Origin of the sequence: Microlunatus endophyticus (genome assembly GCF_014646195.1) — a bacterium.
Taxonomy (GTDB): Bacteria; Actinomycetota; Actinomycetes; order Propionibacteriales; family Propionibacteriaceae; genus Microlunatus; species Microlunatus endophyticus.
Window position 1 is genome coordinate 257898 of the sequence record NZ_BMMZ01000006.1, and the last position, 22283, is coordinate 280180.

The window sequence follows — 22283 nt, forward strand, 5'->3', positions numbered from 1 at the left end:
CCTTCCGATCTAGTGGCCCATGCCCAGGCCGCCGTCGACCGGGATCTGGGCCCCCGTGATGTAGCCGGCCTGATCACTGGCCAGGAATTCGACCGCGGCCGTGACGTCCGAGACGTCGCCCAGCCGTCCGACCGGGATCTGCTTCTTGTACCCCTGCACCAGATCGTCGTCGAGCACCGCCGTCATGTCGGTCTCGATATAGCCCGGGGCAACGACGTTGGCGGTCACGCCGCGGGAGCCGATCTCGCGGGCCAGTGAGCGGGCCAGTCCGAGCAGGCCGGCCTTGGAGGCGGCGTAGTTGACCTGACCGGGCGAGCCGAGCAGTCCGACCACCGACGAGATGAAGATGATCCGTCCGAACCGCTGCCGGATCATGGGCCGCACGGCCCGCTTGGCGACCCGGAACGATCCGGTCAGGTTGGTGTCGATCACCGACTGCCAGTCCTCGTCCGACATCCGCAGCACCAGGGTGTCCTTGGTGATGCCCGCGTTGGCCACCAGGATCTCGACCGGTCCGTGCGCCGCCTCGATCTGGGTGAAGGCCGCCTCCACCTGTCCCGGGTCGGTGATGTCGCACTCGACGCCCAGCACGCCGGTCGGGGCCTCACCCGATCGCGAGGTCGCCGCCACCTTGTGACCGGCGGCGGCGAACCGCTCGGCGATCGCCCGGCCGATCCCCCGGCTCCCGCCGGTCACCAGCACACTTCTCGGCCCCGTGGCCCCGTCAGTTGGCTCAGTCACGCCGGTCACGGTAGCGGATGGCTGAGCGTAAGCTGGGCAGGGTGAGGTCTGCAGCACACGGGTCGCATCAGCGCCCGGTGATCACCGACGCCCAGGAGGGCGCCAGTGCCGACCTCAAACAGCGCCAGACGCGGTACGCGATCACGATGGCCTTCCGGGTCGCCTGCTTCATCTCGATGATCTGGGTGCCGAGCCCGTGGCGCTGGATCCTCCTCGCCGGTGCCGTCGTGCTGCCCTACATAGCGGTGATCTTCGCCAACCAGGCCGACCAGCGCACCGAGCACGTCAGCTTCGAGCGGGGCGGCAAGGAGATCGAGAACCCGAGCCGGAACGAGTTGCATGACTGAGACCACCGCACCGGAGACGATCTGCTCGGCCAAGGGCTGTCAGCAGCCGGCGTCGTACGACCTCGGTTGGAACAACCCCAAGATCCACACCCCGGACCGCCGCAAGCACTGGATGGCCTGTCGCGACCACAAGGACTCGCTCTCGGCGTTCCTGAGCGCGCGGGGCTTCCTCAAAGAGGTCACCGAGGCGTAGCTCGCCTCGTGCTTGACAGCCCTCGCCTCAGCTTGTTCCGTCCTCCGAGGTCCTCGCTTCCCGACCACGCGTTCGCTTCCCTTGCCCGCGAAGCGAGCGCATGGTGGGGAAGCGAGGCCGTACGACCTGAAGCGAACGCCCGGGTCTGGCGCTTCGTACGGTGGACTAGCCGCCGATCGCCGACATCGGCCGGTCCGGCTGCAGGAAGGTCGGGTCGTCGATCCCGTGGCCGGGCAGCTTGACGGCAACGGCGGATATCCACTGGTCGGCCAGTTCCTCGTCGGTCGCGCCGGAGCGCAGCGGCGTACGGAGATCCTGCTCGGTGCGGGCGAAGAGGCAGTTGCGGAGCTGGCCGTCGGAGGTCAGCCGGACCCGATCGCAGGCGCCGCAGAACGGCTGGCTGACGGCCGCGATGATGCCGACCCGGTGATCGGTGCCGTCGACCCGGAACAGCTCCGCCGGAGCGCTCCCCCGGGCGGCGCGATCCGCCGGATCCTCGACCACGAAGAACCGCTCCGACAGCCGGCCGAGGATCTCTTCGGCGGTCACCATGTTCGTACGGTTCCAGCCGTGCTGGGCGTCCAGCGGCATCTGCTCGATGAAGCGCAGTTGCACGCCCTGGTCGATCGCCCACTGCAGCAGCGGCACCGCCTCGTGATCGTTGATCCCGCGCATCAGCACGGTGTTGATCTTGACCGGCCGCAGACCGGCCTGCTGGGCGGCCGCGACCCCCGCCAGAACGTCGTCCAGCCGGCGGCGTCTCGACAGTCGTACGAAGGTCTGCGGATCCAGCGTGTCCAGCGAGATGTTGATCCGGTCCAGGCCGGCGTCGGCAAGCGCCTGGGCCCGCCGCGCCAGACCGATGCCGTTGGTGGTGAGGGCGATCTTCGGCCGGTCCGGCAGCGCCGCGATCCCGGCGACCAGACCCTCGAGACCCTTGCGCAGCAGGGGCTCGCCGCCGGTCAGCCGGATCGTCCGGATCCCCAGCATCGAGGTGCCGATCCTGATCAACCGAAGAATCTCGGCGTCACTCAACGTCTCATCGGCCGGCAGCCAGTCCAAGCCCTCGGCTGGCATGCAATAGGTGCAGCGGAGGTTGCACCGGTCGGTCAGCGAGACCCGCAGGTCCGTGGCGACCCGGCCGTGCCGGTCCGCCAGCGGCCGGCGCCCGACGGCGCGGGCGGTCGGTGACAGCACGGTGCTCATACGATCTGAGCGTACGCGCCCGTCATTCGACAGTGGTCGTCGTCTCCACCGGGACAGGCGGGGCCTGCCGACTGCTGGCGGTGTACACGGCGAAACCGAGCGAGCCGGCCAGCGCGAGGATCCGCATCCACGGCTTGTTGAAGACGTTGCGGGTCGCGGCGTCCAGCGACAGCGTGCCGGGACCGCCCAGCGCGAGCGCACTACCGGTCAATCCGAGGACGGCCGGGTATTCGAAACCGCCACCTTGGGCGAAGAAGCCGTTCGGCGCGTGGACGCTGGCAGCTACCGCCATGTTGCCGGCCACCGCGGCGCCGCCAACCCCGGTGCCCAGTCCGAGCGCCAGCGACGCGCCACCAGCTGCCTCGGCCAGCCCCGACATCTGCGCCGCGCGCTTCGGATCCGGGAAGCCCATCTGCTTGAAGCCCTCGGCCGCACCATCGATGCCCGGGCCGTCGAACCAACCGAACAGCTTCTGGGTGCCGTGCGCGATCAGCGTGCCACCGACTCCGAGCCGGATTGCCAACAGTGCGAGATTGCCGAGCTTGGTCATGCACGGATCCTTTCGGGGTGGGTGTACACATTCATCGTGTCACCCCGGACGAACCCCGCAAGAGTCAGCCCGGTCTGTTCGGCGAGCTCAACTGCCAGCGAGCTCGGCGCCGACACCGCGACCAGTACCGGGATGCCTGCGGTTGCCGCCTTCTGGGTGAGTTCGAAACTGGCCCGCCCGGACACCACCAGAAGGCTCTCCGACAGCGGCAGTCGCTGCTCCCGCAGCGCCCAGCCGACGACCTTGTCGACCGCGTTGTGCCGGCCGACGTCCTCCCGTACACAGATCAACTCCCCGGTACGGGTCACCAGTCCCGCCGCGTGGACGCCGCCGGTGCCGGCGAAGACCTTCTGCTGCTCGCGCAGCAGATCCGGCGCCTTCAGCACCAGATGCGCGGCGAATTCGGGGCCCGCCGGCAGCGGGCTGCCGATCCGGCCGAGCACCTGATCGATCGACGTACTGCCGCAGATCCCGCACGCGCTGCTGGTCAGGACGTTGCGCTGCAGACCGGCATCCGGAGACCGTACGCCCGGGGCCAGCGCCACGTCGATCACGTTGTAGGTGTTCAGGCCGTCCGGGCCCGCGCCATCGCAGTAGCGTGCCGTCGCGATATCGGCCGCGGCGTCGATGATCCCCTCCGCGAAGCAGTAGCCGTTGACCAGATCGATGTCGTGGCCCGGTGTCCGCATCGTCACTGCGAAGGACGTACCGCCGATCCGGATCTCCAGCGGCTCCTCCACGGCCAGCCGGTCGCTGCGCGGCGACCAACCTTCCGGTGTCAGCCGGCGAACGAGGTGCTGACGCGTCACCCGAGCCATAGGACCATGATGGCACTCATGGAACTCGAGGCTTGGCTACGGAAGCTCGCCGAAGAACTAGGGATCTTTGACCTGACGCTGGATGACGACGGCGTGCACACCGTCCTGGACCTGGCCCGCGACGCCGCACACGAGGTCCAGCGGCCCGCCGCCCCGCTGACCAGTTTCCTCGTCGGCGTTGCTGTCGGTCGCGGCCAGTCGCTGGGCTCAGCCGCCGCCAAGGCCACATCGCTGGTTCTTGGCGAGGCGTAACTAGAATCATCGGGTGCCGCACCCCGAAATCAAGCCAGCACCCCAGCATCCGCTCTGGGTGCGGTGGGTCGCGCTCATAGTGTTCGTGGCATTCCTGGGCGTGGTCTTCGTCAACCTCGGCGAGTGGCAGCTGCGCCGACTGCATGAGCGCCGCGCCAACAACGAGATCACCAGGACCAACGAGGCGGCGCCGATCGCCGACTTCGACCAGGTCTTCACCCACACCATCACCACCGCGGACGAATGGCGGCGGGTCAGGGTCACCGGCACCTTCGACAGCGCAAAGCAGTACATCATCCGCTACCGCAACGACGGTGACGACGACGGCTACGAGGTCGTCACCCCGCTGCACACCACCAGCGGCAAGAATCTGCTGGTGGATCGTGGGTTCGTCGTGCTGATGGACGGCACCCAGATCCCCAACACCGCCCCGCCGCCGCCGTCCGGACGGGTCACGATCGTCGGCAGGGTCCGGCAGAACGAGTCCGGTCACGACAGCGCGCTCGTCCCGGTCGACGGGCACGCCCGCTCGATCAACTCCGACAAGCTCGGCGCCGATCTCAAGATGCCGGTCGTCAACGGCTACATCGACGTCTTGTCGATGACGCCCAAGGACTCCATCACCACCGAGCCGATCGCACTGCCGGAACTGGATGACGGCCCGCACTTCTGGTACGCCGTGCAGTGGTTCATGTTCACCGGGATCGGCGTGCTGGGCGTGGTCGTCTTCATCCGCGGCGATCTGCGGGACCGCCGGGAACGCCTGGAGGAGCAGAAGAAGAGCGAGGCGCGGGAGCGAGCCAAGAAGGAGCGCGAGCAAACCGGCTCACCGGTGGCATGACAGGATCGCCGGCATGGATCTCCAGCTGACCGATCGGGTCTTCATCGTCACCGCAGCCAGCAGCGGCCTCGGTCGGGCGTCGGCAGCCGCGCTGGTTGCCGAGGGTGCGAAAGTCGTCCTGGTCGCCCGCCGTCAGGAGGTGCTCGCCGAGGCGGTCGCCGAATTCGGGCCCGATTTCGCCGTCGCCGTCACCGCCGATCTCGCCGATCCCGAGACGGCTGGCCGGGCGGCCACCGCCGCACTGGACAGCTTCGGGCGACTGGACGGCGCATTGATCAGCGTCGGCGGTCCGCCCGCCGGTCCAGTGGCCGGGATCACCGCCGACCAGTGGCAGCAGGCCTTCGACTCGGTCTTCCTGCCCACCCTGCGAGTGATCACCACGGTGATCGAGCGGACGACCGCTCCCGATCCCGCGATCGGAGTGGTGCTGTCCACCTCGGTCAAGTCACCCCTGGCCGGGCTGACGACCTCCAACGGCCTGCGGCCGGGTCTGGGCATGTCGATCAAGCAGGTGGCCGACGAGCACGGACCGGAGGGATTGCGGATCAACGGCCTGCTGCCCGGCCGGATCACCACCGAACGGACCCGGCACCTGGACTCACTGGCCGAGGATCCGGATGCGGCGCGCGCCCAGCGCGAACGCACGATCCCGCTGCGCCGAGCCGGTGAGCCGGCCGAATTCGGCCGGGTCGCGGCCTTCCTGTTGTCCCCGGCGGCCTCCTACATCACCGGTTCCATGATCGCGGTCGACGGCGGCGCTCTACGCGCGCTGTGATCATGTCGCGCCCCCCTGCGGTGAATGGCGGAAAGCCATGATCGACTCCGTCGTCCACCTGCTGCGCTGTCCGGTCTGCAGCCGCCGGCTCGCCGTCCACGAGCACGCCCTGCGATGCTCTGCCGGCCACAGCTTCGACATCGCCCGCCAGGGGTACGTCAACCTGCTGACCCGCACACCGAAGGGCGCCAACGCCGACACCGCCGACATGATCGCCGCCCGCGATCGCTTCCTGTCCGGCGGCCACTACCAGGCCCTGGCCGCGCGTCTGGCCGGGCTCGCGGCGACGGCGGCCCCCGACGATGCCGTGATCATCGAGGCCGGCGCCGGCACCGGCTACTACCTGGGCGAGGTGCTCACCGCGATCCCCGGCGCGCGCGGAATCGCGGCTGATCTGTCGCCGGTGGCCTGCCGCCGGGCAGCCCGGGTCAGCGACAGGATCGGGACGATCGTGGCCGACACCTGGGCGGGACTGCCGATCAAGGACGCCGCAGCCGATTTGATCATGGTGGTCTTCGCCCCGCGGAATCCCGGCGAATTCGCCCGGCTGCTGAGCCCGGGCGGTCGGCTGCTGATCGCCACTCCCAGCGATGATCATCTGGTCGAGATCCGTGATCGACTGGGCATGATCGACGTCCGACCGGGCAAGCCCGCACAGCTGCAGCAGTCGCTGCGCGACTGGTTCGCCCCGGACCAGCAGGAGGATCTCAAGACGACGCTCCGGTTGGGATCCGCAACGCTGGCCGACCTGGTCCTGATGGGTCCCACTGCCCACCACCGGAAGGACGATCTGGAGCAGCGGATCGCTGCCCTGCCCGCGCCGACGGCCGTCACCTTGTCCGTGACGTTGTCGGTCTTTCGCCGCCGGTGAGTCGATCGCCCGGGCCACGGCGGATGGGCCGGATCCGATCAGCGGACACGAAGGCCCGGCAACTGCTGGCAGCGGCCGGGCCTTCGTGATCTTGAAGTGACGGAGTCAGCGCTTGCGGGCCGTCTTCTTGGCCGGCGCCTTCTTGGCGGCGGTCTTGGTCGCCGGCGCCTTCTTGGCAGCGGCCCTGGTGCTGGTCGTCTTCTTGGCGGCCGTCTTCTTGGCCGGAGCCTTCTTGGCAGCCGCCTTGGCGGTCTTGGTCGCCGGCGCCTTCTTCGCGGCCGTCTTGGCCGGAGCCTTCTTGGCAGCCGTCTTCTTGGCCGGAGCCTTCTTGGCGGCGGCCTTGGTGGCGGGCGTCTTCTTGGCAGCCGTCTTCTTGGCCGGAGCCTTCTTGGCGGCGGCCTTGGTGGCGGGCGCCTTCTTGGCAGCCGTCTTCTTCGCCGTGCCACGGGTCGCACCGCCGCGTCCGCGCAGGTCGACGCCCGCCTCCGCGAGCACGCCGTGCACGAAGCCGTACGACCGTCCCGAGTCGTCGGCGATGGCGCGGATGCTCTTGCCCGCGGTGTAGTCCTTCTTGTACTGGGTCGCCAGCTTGTCGCGATCGGCACCCGTGATCCGAGAACCCTTAGCTAGTGATGCCTTGGCCACTCTTCCTCCTGGATTCCAGTCACCAAGCGGGTGCTCGATGACATGTCAGTACCATGACTTGTGATCAATGATCGCCATTTCAAGATCAATGATCAATCATTTGTAGCACCCGGCGGGTCGTTTTGCGCAATTTCTTCGCCATGATCAGCGATCTTGTCCGGGAGTTCGACCCGTCAAGATCGACAGCGGCGCCGAAATGATCACGATCTGTAGTGATCGTTTCACCGACACGAGGCCGATGATCAGACCGGCATGATCAGGCCAGCGTGATCAGTTCGGCGTAATCGGGAGTCCACAGATCTTCGGTGCCGTCGGGAAGCACGAGCACCCGATCCGGCTCCAGGGCCTCGACCGCACCCTCGTCGTGAGTGACCAGGACGATGGCACCGGCGTAGGACCTGATCGCCTCGAGAATCTCTTCCCTGGAAGCAGGATCCAGGTTGTTGGTCGGCTCGTCGAGCAGCAGCACGTTGGCGCTGGAGACGACCAGCGTGGCCAGCGCCAGCCGGGTCTTCTCACCGCCGGAGAGCACACCCGCCGGCTTGTCGACGTCGTCACCGCTGAACAGGAACGATCCGAGCACCTTGCGGACATCGGTCTCGTTCAGATGCGGCGCCGCGGACTTCATGTTCTCCAACACGGTCCGATTGACGTCCAGGGTCTCGTGCTCCTGGGCGTAGTAGCCGAGCTTGAGGCCGTGCCCCGGATGCACCTGGCCGGCATCCGGCTCGGCCATGCCCGCCAGAATCCGCAACAGAGTGGTCTTGCCCGCGCCGTTCAGGCCCAAGATCACCACCCGGCTGCCGCGGTCGATCGCAAGATCGACTCCGGCGAACACCTCCAGAGACCCGTACGCCTTCGACAACCCCGTCGCTGTCAACGGCGTGCGGCCACTGGGGGACGGATCCGGCAGCTTGATCTTGGCCACCCGATCGCTGACCCGCTCGGCCTCCAGGCCGTCCAGCATCCGCTGGGCCCGGCGGGCCATGTTCTTCGCCGCGACCGCCTTCGTCGCCTTGTGACCCATCTTCTCGGCCTGGGTGAAAAGCCGGTCCGCCTTGCGTTCGGCGTTCTTGCGCTCGCGGCGGCGGCGCTCCTCATCGGTCGCCCGCTGTTGCAGGTAGCGCTTCCAGTTCATCGCGTAGACATCAAGCGCCGAGCGGTTGGCATCCAGGTGGAAGACCTTGTTGACGGTCTCTTCCAACAGGTCGGTGTCGTGGCTGATCACCATCAGGCCGCCGGAGTAGTTCTGCAGGTAGGACCGCAACCAGATGATCGAATCGGCGTCCAGGTGGTTCGTCGGCTCGTCGAGCAGCATCGTATCGGCACCGGCGAAGAGGATCCTGGCCAGCTCGATCCGGCGCCGCTGACCACCGGACAGCGTTCGCAGTGGCTGCTCCAGCACCCGGTCGGGCAGGCCAAGGTTGGAGGAGATCCGCGCCGCCTCCGACTCCGCGGCATAGCCACCGGCGGCGTTCAGCTCGGCGTCGATGCGGGAGTAGCGCTCCATGGCCTGCTCACGCACGTCCTCGTCCTCGGATGCCATCTCCTGCTCCGTCCGGCGCAGGCGGGTCAGAACGGTGTCCAGCCCGCGGGCGGACAGAATCCGGTCCTTGGCGAGCACCTCCGGATCACCGGTCCGCGGATCCTGCGGCAGGTAGCCGACACTGCCGGTGTGGGTGATGGTGCCGGAAGCAGGCTGTCCCTCCCCCGCCAGGATCCGGGTCAGCGTGGTCTTACCGGCGCCGTTGCGCCCGACCAGACCGATCTTGTCCCCGGGCGCCACCTGGAACGACGCCTTGTCCAGCAGCAGCCGGGCACCGACCCGCACCTCGACATCCCGTACGACCAACACGCGCTAACGATTCCCTACTTGGCCGTACGGCCCAAATTGATTACCTGCCGACGCAGCTGAGCGTCAGACGTTGAAGCCGAGGGCGCGGAGCTGTTCGCGGCCGTCCTCGGTGATCCGCTCCAGTCCCCACGGCGGCATCCAGACCCAGTTGATCGTCGCCTTCTCGACCAGCCCCTCCAGAGCCGAGGCGGTCTGGTCCTCCAGCACATCGGTCAGCGGGCAGGCGGCCGTTGTCAGGGTCATGTCGATGGTGACGGAATTGTCGTCCTCGACCTGGACTCCGTAGATGAGCCCGAGATCGACGACATTGACGCCCAACTCGGGGTCGACGACGTCCTTCATCGCCTCCGTGACGTCCTCAACGCTCACCGCGCTACCGGCGACGGTGTCGGCCGGCAGGTCGTCCCGCACCAGATCCGACGGCCTGGCCTGTTCGCTGGTCTGCTCGGTCATGAGATCACCTTCTCGCTCTCGTTCGGCTGGCTTGCACCCTGGTCGGCCTGCGCCCTGATCACGGCGTCCTTGAGCGCCGACCAGCCCAGCAGGGCGCATTTGACCCGGGCCGGGAACTTGGCGACGCCGAGGAAGGCGATGCCGTCCTCGAGATCGTCCTCCAGTTCGTCGGCGTTCTGTCCCAGGGAATCGACGCTGCCCTGGCTCTGCATCATGGCGAGAAACTCGTCGTGCAGCCCGAGTGTCTCGTCGATCGACTTGTCCCGGACCAGACCGGCCATCACCGATGTCGAGGCCTGCGAGATCGAGCAGCCCTGTCCGTCGTAGGACACGTCGTCGATCTTGCCGCCGGTCAGGTGGACGCGCAGCGTGACCTCGTCGCCGCAGCTGGGATTCACGTGGTGGACCTCGGCCTGGTACGGGTCGCGGAGTCCACTGAAATGCTTGGCACGGTAGTGGTCCAGGATGATCTCCTGGTACATCTCCTCAACGTCCATGCTCACTGCTTCGTCCTCATCAGATCTGTCGGGTCCATCACTTGTCGAAGAAGGCTTTCGTGTACGCCAACGCGTCCACCAGCTGGTCTATTTCGGCTGTCGTCGTGTAGAGGTAGAACGACGCCCGGGTGCTGGACTGGATCCCGTACGCCTCGTGCAGCGGCCGCGCGCAATGGTGGCCGCCGCGGACGGCGACACCGCGCGAGTCCAGGAACTGGGCCACATCGTGCGGGTGGATCGGGCCGTACTTCCCATCGAGGGTGAAGGAGATAGCGCCACCGCGACCGACCGGGCGGCCGGTGGCGTCGAGCTCGGTCGGTCCGAGCACGGTCAGGCCGTCGACCGCTTGCAGCGCCTGCAGCGCGTAGCCGGTGATCACCTGCTCGTGATCGGCGATGGCGTCCATGCCGATCGTCTCCAGGTAGTCGGCGGCCGCCGCCAGGCCGACCGCCTGCGCGATCGGCGGCGTACCGGCCTCGAACCGGTGCGGCGGTGCAGCGTAGGTGGAGCCGGTCATCCGGACGACCTCGATCATCTCGCCGCCACCCAGGAAGGGCGGCATCTCCGACAGCAGGTCGTAACGGCCCCAGAGCACGCCGATCCCGGTCGGTCCGACCATCTTGTGACCGGTGAAGGCCAGCAGGTCCGCACCCAGGTCAGCAACCCGGGTCGGCAGCTGCGGCACGCCCTGGGACCCGTCGACGATCATGGTCGCGCCGACCGCATGGGCCTGGTCGGCGATCTGCCGGACCGGGTTCAGGGTGCCGAGCACGTTGGACACCCAGACCAGCGAGACGATCTTGGTCCGCTCGTTGATCAGGTTGTCCGCGGCGGCCTTCTCCAGGTCCAGCCGACCGTCCGGCGTGACGTCGAACCAGCGCAGGGTGGCACCGGTCCGCTCGCAGGCCAGCTGCCACGGGACGATGTTGGAGTGGTGCTCCATCGTGGAGATCACGATCTCGTCGCCCGGCTTGAGTGTCGAACCCAGCGTGTAGGCGCAGAGGTTGAGGGCCTCGGAGGCGTTCTTGGTGAAGACCACTTCCTCGGAGCTGGCGGCGCCGATGAATCCGGCGATCCGCGACCGAGCACCCTCGTACGCCTCGGTGGCCTCCGCGCCCAGCATGTGCATCGCCCGGGCCACATTGGCGTTGTGGTTCAGGTAGTGATCATCGATCGTCTCGACCACGACCTGCGGTTTCTGGGAGCTGTTCGCCGAATCCAGGTAGGCCAGCGGATAGCTGCCGACCGTGCGGTCCAGGATCGGGAAGTCGCCACGGATCGCCTCGACGTCGAACGGAATGGTTGCGCCGTCGGTGTCAGTGGGACGCGGGTCCGTGATCGGATACTCCGCGTCGCTGCCCGCGATCCGCTCGACGTCGTCCTTCAGCTCGGAGGTCATCGTCAGTCTCCTCGGCTCCGATTCTCAGATCAGCTCTGGTGTCAGTTCTGCGCTGCCTGCAGCTTCGCGGCCTGCACGTAGCTGTCGTAGCCCTCTGCCTCGAGCCGCTCGGCCAACTCCGGGCCGCCCTGGTCGGCGACCTTGCCGGCGACGAACACGTGCACGAAGTCGGGCTTGATGTAGCGCAGGATCCGCGTGTAGTGGGTGATCAGCAGTACGCCCCGGTCGCCCTGGGAGGTGTAGCGGTTGACGCCCTCGGAGACGATCCGCAGCGCATCGACGTCCAGGCCGGAGTCGGTCTCGTCCAGGACCGCGAACTTCGGGTTCAGCAGCTCCAGCTGGACGATCTCGTGGCGCTTCTTCTCGCCGCCGGAGAAGCCGTCGTTGACCGACCGGGAGGCGAAGTCGGGATCCATCCGGACCCGGTCCATGGCCTCCTTCACATCCTTGGCCCAGGTTCGCAGCTTCGGGGCTTCACCGTCGATCGCAGTCTTGGCCGAGCGCAGGAAGTTGGACACCGAGACACCGGGCACCTCGACCGGGTACTGCATGGCCAGGAACAGCCCGGCGCGGGCCCGCTGGTCGGCGGTCAGCGCGACGATGTTCTCGCCGTCCAGCAGCACCTCGCCGCTGGTGATCGTGTACTTCGGGTGACCGGCGATCGAGTACGCCAGGGTTGACTTTCCGGAACCGTTCGGGCCCATGATCGCGTGGATCTCGCCGGACTTGATGGTCAGATCGACGCCCTTGAGGATCTCCTTGGCGCCGTCCTCGGTGTTGACCGAGACGTGCAGGTCGCGGATCTCGAGAGTGGACATATTCGGTGTTTCTCCTGTGTGGTTTTCAGTCCGTGAAGATCAGTTCGTGAAGATCAATTGAGCGGGTTCTCGATGTCGACGAGCACCTCGTCGTTCTCGATCTTGACTGGGTAGACGGCGACCGGTTCGGTGGCCGGAAGCCCGAGCGGCTCGCCGGTCTTGAGGTCGAAGCGGGATCCGTGCATATAGCACTCGATCTCGCCGTTGCCGACGTCGCCCTCGCTCAACGGGATGGCGCCGTGGCTGCACTCGTCGATCACCGCGTAGATCTGGCCGGCGGAGTTGACGATCGCGATGTCCTCGCCGTCGACCTCGACCGCGATTGCGGATTCCGGCGCGATGTCGGCGAGCGGGCAGACGCTGCGGAAAGCCATCAGGCGGGCTCCTCGCCGGTCTGGTCGACGGCCGCCGCGTAGGAGTCCGGAGTGCCGATGTTGATCGCCAGCTCCTTCTCCACCGCATCCATCAGGCCACGCTCGACAGCGGGAACGCCGATCTTGTGGATGATGTCGGCGAAGAAGCCGTGCACCACCAGGCGACGGGCCTCGGACTCGTCGATGCCGCGGCTCTGCAGATAGAACAACTGCTCGTCGTCGAAGCGTCCGGTGGTCGCCGCGTGGCCGGCCCCGACGATCTCGCCGGTCTCGATCTCCAGGTTCGGCACAGCGTCGGCCCGGCAGCCGTCGGTGAGGACCAGATTCCGGTTCGACTCGTAGGTCTGGATGCCCTCGGCGGCCTTGCGGATCAGCACGTCGCCGATCCAGACCGTGTGCGCCTTCTCCCCTTGCAGGGCGCCCTTGTAGTCGACGTTGGAGATCGACTTGGGCCGGTTGTGATCGACGAACAGCCGGTGCTCCAGATGCTGGCCGGCATCGGCGAAGTAGAGGCCGAGCAGATCGGCCTCGCCACCGACGGTGTCGTAGGCGAGCGAGACGTTCAACCGGACAAGATCACCGCCGAAGGAGACCGCAACGTGTCGCAGCTGCGCGTCCTTGCCGACCAAGGCGTGTTGGGTCGAGTGATGCACCGCGTCGTCGGCCCAGTCCTGGATGCTCACGACGGTCAGCTGCGCGCCGTCACCGAGGACGTACTCGATGTTGTCGGCGACGACCGCGGAGCCCTCGAAGCGCAGCACGACGGTGGAGACCGAGAACGGCTCGGCAATGATCACCGCATGGCCGGCCGAAGCGGCATCGACCGAAACCCCTGTGTGGGTGAGGATCGTCGCGCCCCCGACCACCGTGTCCCCCGGGATCGTGATCACGGTCGCGGTGGTGGCAGCCTCCCAGGCACGGGCGCTGATCCGATCGGTCGGTTCGTAGCCGCTGCTGCCGACCCGCTGATCATCGGCCGGCACCTCCTCCAGCTTCACACCCTGGGCCAGGCTGGCGGAGAACTCGACACTCCCGGTACCGAACGGCGCGTCGGTGTGCAGGCCGCGCAAGCGCTTCAGCGGGGTGAAGCGCCAGATCTCCTCCAACCCGGTCGGCACCGGATGGTCGTCGACCCGGAAAGAGCCCTTCGGGTGCAGGTGGCTGGCCACCTTGTCGCTGGTCTCGATGGCACCGCTGACATTGTCCCTTGTTCGATTGGGACTCTGGGCAGCATCAGTAACAGTCACGTACGTCGCTTTCTAGCTTGTGATCTTGATCGAACGGGTGCGAAGCCGGTCAGCCGACCGCGCCTTCCATCTGCAGCTCGATCAGCCGGTTGAGCTCGATGGCGTACTCCATCGGAAGCTCCTTGGCGATCGGCTCGACGAAGCCGCGAACGACCATGGCCATCGCCTCGTCCTCCTGCATACCGCGGCTCATCAGGTAGAAGAGTTGATCTTCGCTGACCTTCGACACGGTCGCCTCGTGCGCCATCGAGACATCGTCCTCGCGGACGTCGACGTAGGGGTAGGTGTCGGAGCGGCTGATCTGGTCGACCAGCAGCGCGTCGCACTTGACCACCGAGGCCGAACCGGCGGCACCCTCCTGAACCTCGACCAGACCGCGGTAGGAAGCCCGGCCGCCGCCGCGGGCGACCGACTTGGAGATGATCGAGCTCGAGGTGTTCGGCGCGCAGTGCACCATCTTGGAACCGGCATCCTGGTGCTGCCCCTCGCCGGCGAAGGCGACCGACAGCGTCTCACCGCGGGCATGCTCGCCCATCAGGTAGACGGCCGGGTACTTCATGGTGACCTTGGAGCCGATGTTGCCGTCGATCCACTCCATGGTCGCGCCCTCTTCGCAGGTGGCGCGCTTGGTCACCAGGTTGTAGACGTTGTTCGACCAGTTCTGGATGGTGGTGTAGCGGCAGCGCGCGCCCTTCTTGACGACGATCTCCACGACCGCCGAGTGCAGCGAGTCGGAGGAGTAGATCGGCGCCGTACAGCCCTCGACGTAGTGCACATAGGCGTCCTCGTCGACGATGATCAGGGTGCGCTCGAACTGGCCCATGTTCTCGGTGTTGATCCGGAAGTAGGCCTGCAGCGGGATCGAGACGTGCACGCCCTTCGGGACGTAGATGAAGGAGCCGCCGGACCAGACCGCGGTGTTCAGCGAGGCGAACTTGTTGTCGCCTGCCGGGATCACGGTCCCGAAGTACTCCTCGAAGAGCTCCGGGTGCTCCTTGAGCGCGGTGTCGGTGTCGAGGAAGATCACGCCCTGCTTCTCGAGCTCGTCGTTGATCTTGTGGTAGACGACCTCGGACTCGTACTGGGCGGCGACACCGGCGACCAGCCGTGCCTTCTCCGCCTCGGGGATCCCGAGCCGGTCGTAGGTGTTGCGGATGTCCTCCGGAAGCTCTTCCCAGCTCTCGGCCTGCTTCTCGGTCGACCGGACGAAGTACTTGATGTTGTCGAAGTCGATACCGGACAGATCGGCGCCCCACTGCGGCATCGGCTTGCGCTCGAAGAGCCTGAGCGCCTTCAGCCGCCGCTGGGTCATCCACTCCGGCTCGTTCTTGAGGGCGGAGATATTGCTGACGACATCGGGGTTCAGGCCACGCTGGGCCAGGGCACCCGCTTCGTCGGAGTCCGCCCAACCGAACCGGTAGCGTCCCAGGGCGTCCAGGTGCTGGTCCTGGGTCTCACCCGTACCGGCGATCTTGGTCGTCCCGGACTGCTGGGTCTGGGGATCTTGGACCTGGGTCATATCTCAGTTGCCTTCCGTTGATGTCGGTTTCTTCAGCCGCTGTTTGACGAGTTCGGGGTCGTACGGAACGTGGGTCGTGCAGACGCCGTCGCCGTGGGCGATGGTCGCCAGCCGCTGGACGTGCACACCCAGCAGTTTGGAGAAGGTCTCGGTCTCGATCTCGCACAGCTGCGGGAACTGCTCGGCCACGTGCGCGACCGGGCAATGGTGCTGGCACACCTGCTCGCCCGCGACCGCCGGCTGGGTGCCGGCGACGTAACCCTCATCGGACAGGGCCTTGGCCAGCGCCTGGGCGGGGGTCAGCCCGGCGGTCTCCCCTGCGTCATCCCCTTCATCACCGCCCCCATCATCGCCGCCCCCACCATCACCGGCGCGGATGCTGCGGTAGCGGGCCTCGACGTCGGCCATCCGGCTGCGGGCCAACTCCTCGACCGCGGTTGCGCCGCCGGCCCGCACCAGCGCCTGCATCGCAGCGATCGCCAGTTTGTCGTAGGCCTGGTAGAAGTCCGCCCGGCCCGCGTCGGTCAGCTGGAACACCTTTGCGGGGCGACCGCGACCACGGGCGCCGTAGACGCGCTGCTCGCGGGAGGTGACCAGGCCGCGATCGGTGAGGCCGTCAAGATGCCGCCGGATGGCCGCGGCGGTCAGGCCGAGCCGGCTGGCGAGATCGGCGGCCGTCGACGGACCGTGTTCGAGAATGGATTGCGCGACGCGCTGCCGGGTCGAGGCGTCTTCGGAGCCGGCATCGCCCTTCGCGATGTCGGTCGGAGCCTGCACCGGGTTTTTCACAACGCCAGTGTGCCCTTATTCACCCGGCCGCTTCAAGCAAGGCCCGCCTAACCCGGCCGTTGGATGCATCACATCGTAGGCGGGCGTGGCCTCGCCACCGATCCGGCCGACCGAGTCCGGAGTCGCGGCCCCTGTGGACAACCGCAACACGACGCCCTGAGGATCTGCCTACGCTCACCCAGGACCTGCCGCCGGACGGGCGGGCAGGCGTCTCGGAGGCAACTCGAGGGGGCAGACGTGGACGACTACATCATCAACAGGACCGACGGCTCCGGCCGTTCGATCTATCTGCAGAACCGGCCGGCTTCGGCGCCGACGGTGATCTTCACCGGGCCTCCGGGGATGGGCAAGACGTACGCCGTCGGCAAGGCGGTCGATGCCGCACGGGACAACGGTGATCTCGTTCTGACGATCGACGCGGGCTCGCGCGAGCCGCTGGAGAAGCGGCTGGCCCGCGCGGTCAACGACCAGTTCGACGACCTCGCCGCCACGACGAACGGCGACCGGGTGCTCCGCGACCTCGGCCGGGTGGTGGACAACGTGCTCGGCGACCGCTTCAAATGGGCCGAGAAGGCGGCCGCGGCCCTGGGACCGCTGCTGCGCAAGGCGATCTCCTGGTGGGAGGCCCCAGCCCGTCCGACGCTCACCGATCTGACCGAGCGACTGACGGCTGTGGCCGAGAAACAGAACAAGAAGCTGCTGCTGGCGATCGACAACCTGGACCCGGCCAAGCAGTCCGACCTGAAGGCCGTGGCCGAGCTGGCCGACCATCTGGCGACCGGCGGCGGGCCGGGCCAGTTGGTCGTGGGCGCCTCCGCTCCGGCGGTCGACGCGTTGCTCAGCACCGGTTCGGCGGTCGACCCCACCAAGATCGCAGACCGCTACGACATCCGTGAGTGCTCACCGATCCCGGAGGCCGAGCTCAAGGCGGCACTGGTTGCCGACCTGCACCGGCAGGGTGCGGCGGTGCAGGCCGATGCGGTGACCCGGCTGGTGCACGAGGCCAACGGAGATCCTGGCCACCTGAGGTCGTTGGCCGGACGTGCCGCGACCCTGGCGGACCCGGCTCGCGGCGTAAACCGGGCCGTCGCCGAGGAAACGATCAGAGCCGTCCGCGATGCCGATCAGTGGGCCTATCGGGCCGGCTGGTCCCGGCTGTCCGACGATGCCCGGGTGATCGTGCTGTCCGCGATCGATCAGCCCCGCGAAGCCGCATCCGGCCAGCCGCCGATCCCGTCCGGGCCGCAGGAGCTGGTCGAGCGCGGGCGCCTCATCGCAAGCCTGGTCGACTCCGGGATCTTGCGGCGCACCGGCGACAAACTGACCATCGGCGATCCCGGCTTCCAGCACTGGGTGACCGCCACCATCGCGCCTGCAGCTGCACCCTCACCCGCACCGGCGGCCGAGCGAGCCACCCGATCGACGGAACGACCCAACCGGTCGCAGACGACAACACCCGCAGGCAGACCCGGCGGCACGGCGAGACCTGGGCGCGCCCCGAAGCCGGGGCGCGCTGCAAGTGCGGTACCCGAGGCGGCTGCCGCCAGGAGGCGTACGCCTGCCGCCGGCTCGCGGACGCGAGGTGCCGGCCGTGGCTGACGATCCGGACTCACACGCAGCGGAGCCGATCCTGCGGACACGCGACCGGCTGCGGCAACTGCGCCGGCTGGCCGACAGTGCTGACGCGGCCGACGGCGTCGAGCTGTTCGGAGCGCTCTGCGCGTATCTCGACCAGCTGTACGGCCCACCCGGATTCGACCGGCTGCTGGCTGCCCCGGACCGGGCGCGGGTGACGTCGATGGTCAACTCGATGATCAACTCGGCCCGAGCCGATCGGAGCAGGCAGGATCACGGAGACCCCCGTCGTCTCGACCAGCCTGTCAACGCGGCTGTAACGCTGGCGCAGGGTCGTCAGCTGGCAGACCGACTGGCCCGCGCCGGCGACTGGCAGGCCGGACTCGGTGACGCCCTGATCGACCTCTACGACTATCTGGACCAGTTGCACGGCGGCACCCTCACCGCGCTGCTGAATTCGGCCGAGCGCCGCCGGGTCGCAGCGGTCGTGTCGGACCTGCGCGCCGCTACCCTGCGCCGGTGAGCCAACTCGCCATCTGGACGGGCAATCAGCTGCCGCCGGTCAATCTCGCCATGCTGGCGCTCGCGGCGCCGTACACGGCGCACTCCTCGGCACCGGCCGATCAATTGGCCAGCCACGACCACGGGCGGCACACCGATGCGCAGTGCAGCACCGTGCAGGGGATGCGGGACTGGTGGGGCGTCAATGATCGCAATGAGACGCTGGAGACGCTGGACCAACTGCTCGCCGGCATGCATGCGCCGCTGTACGAGCGGATGGCCGAGACGCCGGCGATCGCCGAACGGTGGGCGCCGGTGCTGCACGGTCCGGACGCGCGGTTGCTGCCGTTCCCCGCTCCGCGGTCGATCGTCGCCTGGGACATCGCCCGGCTGGCCAACATGGTCCGCAACTCCTTCTCGATCGGACGGCTCAGCGAGGGCGAGTCCTGGGCGTATCTGGAAGCAGCGCTGTTGCGGGCTCGCGGCGCCCATCTGGACTGGCTCGAATACGGTCAAGCGTTTCTGCTCGGCCGGGCCTTCTGGCTGGCCTACAACACCGACTACGGACAGATCGCGGGTTCGTTCGCCGAGCACGGCCCGGTGATCAGGCAGCTGAATTCCGATCCGGTCAGCCCGTGGCTGCACACCCGGCTGTGATCAACCGGCGAGGATGTCGCCAAGATCGAAGTTGACCGGCTCGTCGAGCTGCTCGTAGGTGCAGGACTCCGGAGTCCGATCGGGACGCCAGCGGTTGAACTGGGCGGTGTGCCGGAACCGGTTGCCCTCCATGTGTTCGTAGCGGACCTCGACGACGCGCTCGGGACGCAGCGGGGTGAAGGACAGGTCTTTGCCGGCGCTCCATCTGCTGCCCTCCGCGTTGCGCGGGGTGCGGTTGCCCTCCAGCTGTTTGGCCCAGTCCCACGGATGATCGTCGAAGCTGGTCACCCACGGCTGCAACTCGGTGAAGAGCTCTTTCCGCCGGACCGCAGAAAGGGCGCCGATCACTCCGACCGACAACAGGCTGCCCGGCTCGCCGTAGCGGCCGTCGGAGTCGTACAGACCGAGCAGCAGGGAGCCGATCGCGTCCGGGCCGCTCTTGTGCGTCCGGTAGCCGGCGACGACGCAGTCGGCGGTGCGTTCGTGTTTGATCTTGAACATCACCCGCTTGTCCTGCTGGTACGCCAACTGCCGCGGCTTGGCGACCACCCCGTCCAGGCCGGCGCCCTCGAATTCGGTGAACCACTGCTCGGCGATCGCGGGATCGGTGGTGGCCGGTGTCAGATGGACCGGCTCGGGCACCTCGGCCAAGATCGACTCCAACGTCGCGCGGCGCTCGGCGAACGGACGGGAGCTGTAGTCGACGTCGGAGAGCGCGAGCAGATCGAAGGCGACGAACCGGGCCGGCGTGGTCTCCGACAACATCGTGACCCGGCTGGCCGCCGGGTGGATCCGTTGCTGCAGTTGGTCGAAGTCGAGTCGATCGCCCGATGCCGCGATCAAGATCAACTCGCCGTCCAGCACACACCTGTCCGGGAGCAGTTCGCGGAAGGCGGCCACCATCTCGGGGAAGTAGCGGGTCATCGGCCGCTCATTGCGGCTGCCGATCTCGATCTCGTCGCCGTCCTTGAAGATGATCGACCGGAAGCCGTCCCACTTGGGCTCATAGCTCAGGTCACCGGTCGGGATCGTCTTGACCGACTTCGCCAGCATCGGCGAGACCGGTGGCATCACGGGCAGGTCCATGGCACCCATCATGGCCGATGTCCCCGTGCCGGTGAGTACTTTGGCGGTCTCGACGCCCGTTCACCCGGTGAGCTCAGGTGGTCGACGCAACAACCGTTGTTGGAGGTTGTTGTGGGATATGACGCTGGAGTGCGGGCTCGGGCATTGGATTTGGTGGCTTCGGGGGAATCTTGTTTGGAGGCGGCGCGTCGGGTCGGGACGTCCTTCACCAGCGTGTGGCGATAGACCAGAGTCGCGGGCATGCCATTGCAGATGGGCCGGATCGGTGGGATTGCCGGGCCGAGCGAGCGACGACGCTCACCGATGTCACGGGTCTTTCATCATCCGAGGCAGCCGCCCGATGGCGATTATCTCGACGCGGCCGGGCATCTGACGTATTCGGCTCGAATCTTGATCGGGATCCGGATCCGGGAGAAACGCATCCACTCCCAGATCGCCCGGGAGCTGGGAGTTCACCGGTCCACGGTCAAACGTGAGGTCAATGCCGGCAGTGTCGAGGGCCGCTATCGATGCAAGGTCGCTCAACAGCGAGCCGACGAACGTCGCCGCCGTCCCAAACCATGCAAGATCCGGCCCGGGACACCCTTGTGGGAGGAGGTGAAGACCCGGCTGAACGACCGGCAGTCCCCCGAACAGATCGCCGGCCGGTTACGGCGAGAGTTCGTCGGCCGCGCTGACATGGACGATATGCAGGTGAGTCACGAGACGATCTACCAGGCCCTCTACGTCCAGGGCGCCGGGGCGTTGCGGCACGAGCTGACCGTGGAGAAGGCATTGCGGTCCGGGCGGACCTCCCGACGGCCACGATCGAAGCTGCCGGCCCGGACCAACCGGTCCTGGATCGGGAATGCCACCATCACCGCCCGACCGGCCGAGGCCGACGACCGGGCGGTGGCCGGACATTGGGAAGGTGACCTGATCATCGGCGGTGATCTCCGCTCGGCGCTGATCACCCTGTTCGAGCGGACCACCCGGTTCTGCCTGATCAGCCGGATCGAGGTCCACGACACCACCACCGTGACCGACCGGCTGAGTCAGATGGCCGCTCGGCTGCCGACCAGCCTGTGGCGGTCGCTGACCTGGGACCAGGGCGTGGAGATGGCCGACCACGCCCAGTTCAGCGTCGCCTCCGACTGCCCGGTGTTCTTCTGCGACCCGCACTCGCCCTGGCAACGGCCGACCAACGAGAACGGCAACGGACTCATCCGCGAGTTCTTCCCCAAGGGCACCGACTTCACCCAGGTCACCGACGACGCGGTCGCCGAGGCCGAACGACTCCTCAACACCCGACCCCGCAAGATCTTGAGCTTCGCCACCCCAGCTGAAACACTCAACCAACTACTCACTGTTGCGCCGACCACTTGAAACCGCCCCCTCGTAATCGACCCTTTCCACGATCGAGACGGCCAGAATGCTCACTATTGGTAATTGACTCGACCACGGGCCCTCCCCCGGCGATAGTTCGAGCATGGTTTCCGACAGACTGTCCGAAGACCTGGCCGCCGAGATTCTCCGTCGTGATCTTGGCGGCGACTGGCAACTCTCGGACGCGCTCGGCACCATGGAGGCGACCCGGCTGGCGCATCAGGCCGACCGCGCGGTCGCCATCAAGCTCACCGAGACTCCGGCGACAGTCATGCAGCGACTGTCCGATCTGGGTGTCACGCCCGAGATCATCGCGCTCGGTCAAGCCGACGGAGTCGCGTACCTGATCCAGCGTGCTGTCACCGGGCCGCATCCTGATCATGTCTGGTGGCTGAGCCATCGGGCGAGGTGGGCGGACATGATCACCAGCTACCTCAACGACAGCGAACTGGCCGCGCTCGTGGTAGCCGGACCTGTCTTCTGGCGCCTGGATGTGCCAGCAGCCCGGTCGCTGGTCGAGCGGGATCTCGAGCGCTCGGATCGACACTGTCCTGAACTCCGGAGCGCAGAGTTCGAGGCTGCCTTCCGATCATGGCGGGACCAGGCGCCGCACATCCCGAGTTGGCCGATGCAACCGGTGCACCCCGACCCGCATATTCACAATTATGTGATCAGCGACGGCACGCCGTACCTGCTGGACTGGGACCACATCGACTTGTCGGACCCGGTCCGGGATGTCGGCTGGCAGCTCTGGGGAGGACTGCCCCGGCTCGGCAACGCGCTCTTCAACGACAGTCGCAACGACCTCGATGGAGCAGCGTTCCACGTCGAGGGCTTCATCGCCGCCGCCCTGCAACAAGGATGGCTGGAAACTCGAGGCTGACGATGACGCGACTCCGGACTACTTCC

General features: G+C 67.3%; 26 protein-coding genes. 11 read left to right on the forward strand and 15 right to left on the reverse strand.

The window, feature by feature from the left end; translation table 11 throughout:
• Positions 1 to 9: 9 nt before the first annotated feature.
• Positions 10 to 741, reverse strand: a complete 732-nt coding sequence (gene fabG / locus IEY07_RS14025; RefSeq protein ID WP_195826192.1) for a 3-oxoacyl-[acyl-carrier-protein] reductase — start codon at positions 739 to 741, stop codon at positions 10 to 12.
• 41 nt (positions 742 to 782) lie between these two features.
• Here fabG and IEY07_RS14030 point away from each other — a divergent pair, with 41 nt between their 5' ends.
• Entirely contained in the window at positions 783 to 1088 is a 306-nt protein-coding gene (locus IEY07_RS14030) for a DUF3099 domain-containing protein (protein WP_229670097.1), read from the forward strand.
• A complete protein-coding gene (locus tag IEY07_RS14035) occupies positions 1081 to 1281 on the forward strand; it encodes an acetone carboxylase (RefSeq protein WP_188895995.1) in 201 nt (66 codons plus the stop codon). The genes IEY07_RS14030 and IEY07_RS14035 overlap by 8 nt, the downstream gene beginning before the upstream one ends.
• 165 nt (positions 1282 to 1446) lie before the next feature.
• Here IEY07_RS14035 and moaA read toward each other — a convergent pair whose 3' ends face one another.
• Genes moaA through fdhD form a run of 3 tightly spaced genes read right to left on the reverse strand, consistent with a single transcriptional unit; the run spans position 1447 to position 3855 of the window.
• Positions 1447 to 2487, reverse strand: coding sequence for a GTP 3',8-cyclase MoaA (gene moaA / locus IEY07_RS14040; RefSeq protein WP_188895996.1), 1041 nt, complete (start codon positions 2485 to 2487; stop codon positions 1447 to 1449).
• Between the two features lie 22 nt (positions 2488 to 2509).
• Positions 2510 to 3037 (reverse strand): DoxX family protein, encoded by a 528-nt coding sequence (locus tag IEY07_RS14045; RefSeq protein WP_188895997.1) that lies wholly within the window; start codon positions 3035 to 3037, stop codon positions 2510 to 2512.
• Complete coding sequence (gene fdhD / locus IEY07_RS14050) at positions 3034 to 3855, reverse strand: formate dehydrogenase accessory sulfurtransferase FdhD (RefSeq protein ID WP_188895998.1); 822 nt, start codon at positions 3853 to 3855, stop codon at positions 3034 to 3036. The genes IEY07_RS14045 and fdhD overlap by 4 nt, the downstream gene beginning before the upstream one ends.
• Before the next feature lie 18 nt (positions 3856 to 3873).
• On the opposite strand from fdhD, the gene IEY07_RS14055 reads away from it, so the two are divergent.
• The 4 genes from IEY07_RS14055 to IEY07_RS14070 are packed head-to-tail and all read left to right on the forward strand — an operon-like array spanning position 3874 to position 6594.
• Positions 3874 to 4107, forward strand: a complete 234-nt coding sequence (locus IEY07_RS14055) for a DUF6457 domain-containing protein (protein WP_188895999.1) — start codon at positions 3874 to 3876, stop codon at positions 4105 to 4107.
• 13 nt (positions 4108 to 4120) lie between these two features.
• A complete protein-coding gene (locus tag IEY07_RS14060; protein ID WP_188896000.1) occupies positions 4121 to 4948 on the forward strand; it encodes an SURF1 family cytochrome oxidase biogenesis protein in 828 nt (275 codons plus the stop codon).
• Between the two features lie 13 nt (positions 4949 to 4961).
• Entirely contained in the window at positions 4962 to 5723 is a 762-nt protein-coding gene (locus IEY07_RS14065) for an SDR family oxidoreductase (RefSeq protein WP_188896001.1), read from the forward strand.
• Positions 5724 to 5760: 37 nt separating this feature from the next.
• Positions 5761 to 6594 (forward strand): putative RNA methyltransferase, encoded by an 834-nt coding sequence (locus tag IEY07_RS14070; protein WP_188896002.1) that lies wholly within the window; start codon positions 5761 to 5763, stop codon positions 6592 to 6594.
• Between the two features lie 105 nt (positions 6595 to 6699).
• Here IEY07_RS14070 and IEY07_RS24745 read toward each other — a convergent pair whose 3' ends face one another.
• The 10 genes from IEY07_RS24745 to IEY07_RS14120 form a co-directional block, all read right to left on the reverse strand.
• The gene (locus tag IEY07_RS24745; protein ID WP_229670098.1) at positions 6700 to 7239 is read right to left on the reverse strand and encodes a helix-turn-helix domain-containing protein; all 540 of its coding nucleotides are present in this window, start codon (positions 7237 to 7239) and stop codon (positions 6700 to 6702) included.
• 256 nt (positions 7240 to 7495) lie between these two features.
• The gene (locus IEY07_RS14080) at positions 7496 to 9094 is read right to left on the reverse strand and encodes an ABC-F family ATP-binding cassette domain-containing protein (RefSeq protein WP_188896003.1); all 1599 of its coding nucleotides are present in this window, start codon (positions 9092 to 9094) and stop codon (positions 7496 to 7498) included.
• Positions 9095 to 9157: 63 nt separating this feature from the next.
• Positions 9158 to 9547 (reverse strand): metal-sulfur cluster assembly factor, encoded by a 390-nt coding sequence (locus IEY07_RS14085; RefSeq protein ID WP_188896004.1) that lies wholly within the window; start codon positions 9545 to 9547, stop codon positions 9158 to 9160.
• A complete protein-coding gene (gene sufU / locus IEY07_RS14090; RefSeq protein ID WP_188896084.1) occupies positions 9544 to 10044 on the reverse strand; it encodes a Fe-S cluster assembly sulfur transfer protein SufU in 501 nt (166 codons plus the stop codon). Before sufU ends, IEY07_RS14085 begins: the two co-directional genes overlap by 4 nt.
• Before the next feature lie 37 nt (positions 10045 to 10081).
• Positions 10082 to 11344: an aminotransferase class V-fold PLP-dependent enzyme gene (locus IEY07_RS14095; RefSeq protein WP_188896085.1), complete on the reverse strand. Its 1263-nt coding sequence runs from the start codon at positions 11342 to 11344 to the stop codon at positions 10082 to 10084.
• Between the two features lie 140 nt (positions 11345 to 11484).
• Entirely contained in the window at positions 11485 to 12261 is a 777-nt protein-coding gene (sufC, locus tag IEY07_RS14100; protein WP_188896005.1) for a Fe-S cluster assembly ATPase SufC, read from the reverse strand.
• Positions 12262 to 12314: 53 nt separating this feature from the next.
• A complete protein-coding gene (locus tag IEY07_RS14105) occupies positions 12315 to 12635 on the reverse strand; it encodes a non-heme iron oxygenase ferredoxin subunit (protein WP_188896006.1) in 321 nt (106 codons plus the stop codon).
• Complete coding sequence (gene sufD / locus IEY07_RS14110) at positions 12635 to 13882, reverse strand: Fe-S cluster assembly protein SufD (protein WP_188896007.1); 1248 nt, start codon at positions 13880 to 13882, stop codon at positions 12635 to 12637. The genes IEY07_RS14105 and sufD overlap by 1 nt, the downstream gene beginning before the upstream one ends.
• A 49-nt stretch (positions 13883 to 13931) precedes the next feature.
• A complete protein-coding gene (gene sufB, locus IEY07_RS14115; RefSeq protein ID WP_188896008.1) occupies positions 13932 to 15401 on the reverse strand; it encodes a Fe-S cluster assembly protein SufB in 1470 nt (489 codons plus the stop codon).
• 3 nt (positions 15402 to 15404) lie between these two features.
• Positions 15405 to 16190 (reverse strand): helix-turn-helix transcriptional regulator, encoded by a 786-nt coding sequence (locus IEY07_RS14120; protein ID WP_229670099.1) that lies wholly within the window; start codon positions 16188 to 16190, stop codon positions 15405 to 15407.
• Between the two features lie 237 nt (positions 16191 to 16427).
• On the opposite strand from IEY07_RS14120, the gene IEY07_RS14125 reads away from it, so the two are divergent.
• From IEY07_RS14125 to IEY07_RS14135, 3 genes are read left to right on the forward strand one after another with little or no spacing between them, the layout of a single operon-like run.
• Positions 16428 to 17789 (forward strand): ATP-binding protein, encoded by a 1362-nt coding sequence (locus tag IEY07_RS14125; protein WP_188896009.1) that lies wholly within the window; start codon positions 16428 to 16430, stop codon positions 17787 to 17789.
• The gene (locus tag IEY07_RS14130) at positions 17782 to 18288 is read left to right on the forward strand and encodes a hypothetical protein (protein ID WP_229670100.1); all 507 of its coding nucleotides are present in this window, start codon (positions 17782 to 17784) and stop codon (positions 18286 to 18288) included. Before IEY07_RS14125 ends, IEY07_RS14130 begins: the two co-directional genes overlap by 8 nt.
• The gene (locus IEY07_RS14135) at positions 18285 to 18923 is read left to right on the forward strand and encodes a DUF1266 domain-containing protein (protein ID WP_188896010.1); all 639 of its coding nucleotides are present in this window, start codon (positions 18285 to 18287) and stop codon (positions 18921 to 18923) included. The genes IEY07_RS14130 and IEY07_RS14135 overlap by 4 nt, the downstream gene beginning before the upstream one ends.
• Here IEY07_RS14135 and IEY07_RS14140 read toward each other — a convergent pair whose 3' ends face one another.
• On the reverse strand, positions 18924 to 20009 hold the full coding sequence (locus IEY07_RS14140; RefSeq protein WP_188896011.1) for an ATP-dependent DNA ligase: 1086 nt from the start codon (positions 20007 to 20009) through the stop codon (positions 18924 to 18926).
• A 240-nt stretch (positions 20010 to 20249) separates the two neighbouring features.
• On the opposite strand from IEY07_RS14140, the gene IEY07_RS14145 reads away from it, so the two are divergent.
• Positions 20250 to 21374, forward strand: a complete 1125-nt coding sequence (locus IEY07_RS14145) for an IS30 family transposase (RefSeq protein WP_229670101.1) — start codon at positions 20250 to 20252, stop codon at positions 21372 to 21374.
• A gap of 103 nt (positions 21375 to 21477) precedes the next feature.
• Complete coding sequence (locus tag IEY07_RS14150; protein WP_188896012.1) at positions 21478 to 22257, forward strand: phosphotransferase; 780 nt, start codon at positions 21478 to 21480, stop codon at positions 22255 to 22257.
• The last annotated feature ends 26 nt before the right edge of the window (positions 22258 to 22283 follow it).